This window comes from Streptomyces spiroverticillatus, from assembly GCA_014650415.1.
GTDB lineage: Bacteria > Actinomycetota > Actinomycetes > Streptomycetales > Streptomycetaceae > Streptomyces > Streptomyces spiroverticillatus.
In genome coordinates this window covers 1-3,900 of record BMUX01000052.1, presented here as the reverse complement: position 1 = coordinate 3,900, position 3,900 = coordinate 1, and the positions used below count along the sequence as shown (strand labels likewise).

The window sequence follows — 3,900 nt, the reverse complement described above, 5'->3', positions numbered from 1 at the left end:
CTGGACGCGGCGATGGCCACCGACGCACCCCACCTCGTCCCCCTCGGCCGCCTCGCTGCCGGTCCCGGTGCTCGGCTGCGCGGGGAAGTGCCCCCGCTGTTGCGTGGGCTCGTCAAGAGTGCCAAGCGTCAGGCTGCCGCCGCCGGCGGTCCCGCGACCGGAACGCAGGACGCGCTCGCGGCCCGGCTCCGGGAGCTGCGGGAGGGCGACCGGCTGCGACACGTACGGGAACTCGTTCAGGCGGAGGCCGCGGCCGTGCTCAGGCACGGGTCGGCGCAGACCGTCGACGCCGAACGGGACTTCAAGGACCTCGGCGTCGACTCCCTCACGGCGCTGGAGCTGCGCAACGGGCTCACCTCCCTCACCGGCCTGCGGCTGCCCGCCACCCTCGTCTTCGACCACCCCACCCCGGCGGCCCTCGCCGAACACCTGCTGGCCGCCCTGCTTCAAGACCACCGGGAAGGGCCGGACGCGCAGTCCGCGCTCCTCACCGAACTCGACAGGGTGGACGCCGCGTTGACGGCGGCCGAGCCCGACGAACACACCCGCGCGGCGGTTTCCCAACGGCTGCGCCACCTCCTGGAGAAGTGGCGAGCCGACGACGAGGGCGAATCCGCCGAGGTCGTGGAGCGGATCGAATCCGCCACCGCCGACGAAGTCCTCGCATTCATCGACAACGAGCTCGGTCGGCTGACCGACCGCTGATCCGGCCGTCCGCCGTCTCTCACTTCTTCTCTTTCGCTGTAGGAAGGCTCCACCTCCATGTCGAACGACAGCAAGCTCGTTGACTACCTCAAGTGGGTCACCGCTGATCTGCACCAGACTCGCCAACGACTGCTGGAAGCCGAGTCGCAGAAGCAGGAGCCGATCGCGATCGTCGGCATGTCCTGCCGCCTGCCGGGCGGGGTGCGTTCGCCCGAGGACCTGTGGCGGATGGTGACGGAAGGCCGAGACGGGATCTCCACGTTCCCCACCGACCGGGGCTGGAACCTGGAGGCGCTGGCCGGTGAGGGCAACGGCAGTAGCGCGTCGGTGGAGGGCGGCTTCGTCGACGCGGCGTCCTTCGACGCCGACTTCTTCGGGATCTCGCCGCGCGAGGCGATGGCGATGGACCCGCAGCAGCGGCTGTTGCTGGAGACGTCGTGGGAGGCGTTCGAGCGGGCCGGGATCGACCCGGCCACCCTGCGCGGCAGCCGTACCGGCGTGTTCGTCGGTACGGCGGGCGTGGACTACGTGGGCGTGGTCATGAACTCCCTGGAGGACGTGGAGGGCCACGCGACGACCGGTCTGACCGCGAGCGTCCTGTCCGGCCGCATCTCGTACGCCTTCGGCCTGGAGGGCCCGGCGGTGACCCTGGACACCGCCTGCTCGTCCTCGCTCGTCGCCCTCCACGTCGCCGCGCACGCGCTGCGCACGGGTGAGTGCACCATGGCCCTGGCCGGCGGTGTGACCGTCCTGTCCACGCCGATGAGCTTCGCCGGATTCAGCCGGCAGGGCGGGCTGGCGGGCGACGGCCGTTGCAAGGCGTTCGCCGACGCGGCCGACGGAACGGGCTGGTCCGAGGGCGTGGGCGTGCTCGTGCTGGAACGGCTGTCGGACGCCAAGCGCAACGGGCACGACATTCTCGCCGTCGTACGTGGTTCGGCGGTGAACCAGGACGGTGCGTCGAACGGTCTGACCGCGCCGAACGGACCCTCCCAACAGCGCGTGATCCGGCAGGCGTTGGCGGCCGCCGGCCTGTCGGCCGCAGACGTGGACGCGGTGGAGGGCCACGGTACGGGCACGCCGTTGGGCGACCCCATCGAGGCGCAGGCGCTGCTTGCCACCTACGGCGAGAACCGTCCCGACGGCAGGCCGCTGCTGCTCGGCTCGCTCAAGTCGAACATCGGGCACACCCAGGCGGCCGCCGGTGTCGCAGGCGTGATCAAGATGGTCATGGCGATGCGGCAGGGAGTGCTGCCTCGCACCCTGCACGTGGACAGGCCGACCACGCACGTGGACTGGTCGGCCGGTGAGGTCTCACTGCTGACCCAACAGACGGACTGGCCGGAAACGGGCCGGCCGCGCCGGGCCGCCGTGTCGGCGTTCGGGATCAGCGGCACCAACGCGCACACGATCATCGAGCAGGCCCCGCCGGCCGAAATGGAGCCGGCGGCGGTCGAGCCGACCGTCGTGCCCGCCGTCGCACCATGGGTGGTGTCGGCGAAATCGCCGAACGCGCTGGACGCGCAGGTGGCACAGCTGGCCGCACTGGCCGGTGAATCCGCGCTGGACGTGGGTTTCTCGCTGGCCGCACGGCGCGCGAATCTCGGGCACCGGGCCGTCCTGGTGGAGGGCCGCGAAATTGCCCGGGGCGGGGCAACCGGACGCACCCTCGCCTTCCTCTTCTCCGGTCAGGGTTCGCAACGGCTGGGTATGGGTCGGGAGTTGTACGTGCGCTTCCCGGTGTTCGCGGCTGCCTTCGACGAGGTGTGCGCCGAGCTGGATCTTCCGGTGCGGGACGTGGTCTGGGGTGAGGACGCGGAGGCGTTGAACCGGACGGTCTTCGCGCAACCCGCTCTGTTCGCGGTGGAAGTGGCGTTGTTCCGGCTCGTCGAGTCGCTGGGTGTGCGCCCGGACTTCGTGGCCGGGCACTCCATCGGCGAAGTGGCCGCGGCTCACGTCGCCGGAGTGCTCTCCCTCGCCGACGCGTGCACGCTGGTGGCGGCGCGCGGCCGGCTGATACAGGCGCTGCCCGAGGGCGGAGCCATGCTCGCGGTGCAGGCATCCGAAGACGAAGTGACTCCTCTGATGGGCGAGTTGGTGTCGATTGCCGCAGTCAACGGGCCATCGTCCGTGGTCGTGTCCGGCGCCGAGGACGCGGTGGAGGCCGTCCGCATCCACTTCGAGGGCCTGCAACGCAAGGCGACGCGTCTTCGCGTATCGCACGCGTTCCACTCGCCGTTGATGGACCCGATGCTGGCGGAGTTCCGTGCGGTGGTGTCGGGGCTGTCGTTCTCGGCTCCGAAGATTCCGATGGCCGTCGACGAGGAGTCCGTGCGCGACCCCGAGTACTGGGTGCGGCATGTGCGGGAGACCGTACGGTTCGCCGACAGCGTCCGCACCCTGGCGGCCGAGGGAGTCGACGCGTTCCTGGAGCTGGGTCCGGACGGGAGCCTGTGCGCGCTGGCGCAGTTGAGCGTGGACGCCGTCACTGTTCCGGCGTTGCGCAAGGGCCGTGGTGAGGAGAGTGCGCTGGCCGCCGGACTGGCCGGGTTGCATTGCGCGGGAGTGCGGGTGGACTGGGCGCGTTGGTACGACGGTACGGGCGCCCGGGTCGTCGATCTGCCGACGTACCCCTTCCAGCACGCACGCTACTGGCCGCGCCCCGCCCTGCCCGTGGGAGACGTCGCCGGCGCAGGCCTGATGCCCGCCGAACACCCGCTGCTCGGCGCCACCGTCTTCCTGGCCAGTTCGGAGGGGACGGTGCTCACGGGAAGGCTGTCGTGTGCCGCGCAACCGTGGCTGTCGGAGCACGCGGTGGACGGACAGGTGGTCTTCCCGGCAGCAGGGCTGCTGGAACTCGCCGTCCGGGCCGCCGACCAGGTCGGCTGCGGTCGTGTCGAAGAACTGACCCTCACCGAACCCCTCGTACTCGCCGCCGACGGGGGAGCCGCCGTTCAGGTGTGGGTGGGCACGCCGGACGTGAACGGTGCCCGACAGATCCGGTTGCACTCACGGCGCGAGCAGGACTCGGACGAGGAGTGGACCGAGCACGCCTCGGGCGTTCTGGTCACTGGTGTGGCCGACAAGGCCGCGCAAGCCGCGGCAACGGCTCCCGAGGTGGAGTTCGCGTTGTCGGGTGAGGTGGCGCGGGAGGCGGATCGCTTTGGTCTGCATCCGGCGTTGTTGGCGGAAGTG

The 3,900-nt window shown here is 70.9% G+C and carries 2 protein-coding genes; both read left to right on the top strand.

Features of this window, described 5'->3' with window-relative positions:
- On the top strand, nt 1-705 hold a 705-nt coding region (locus IE269_RS43670; RefSeq protein WP_318299708.1), incomplete at its 5' end, for a phosphopantetheine-binding protein.
- Between the two features lie 57 nt (nt 706-762).
- A partial coding sequence (locus IE269_RS42560) for a type I polyketide synthase (RefSeq protein ID WP_318299707.1) occupies nt 763-3,900 on the top strand: 3,138 nt, incomplete at its 3' end.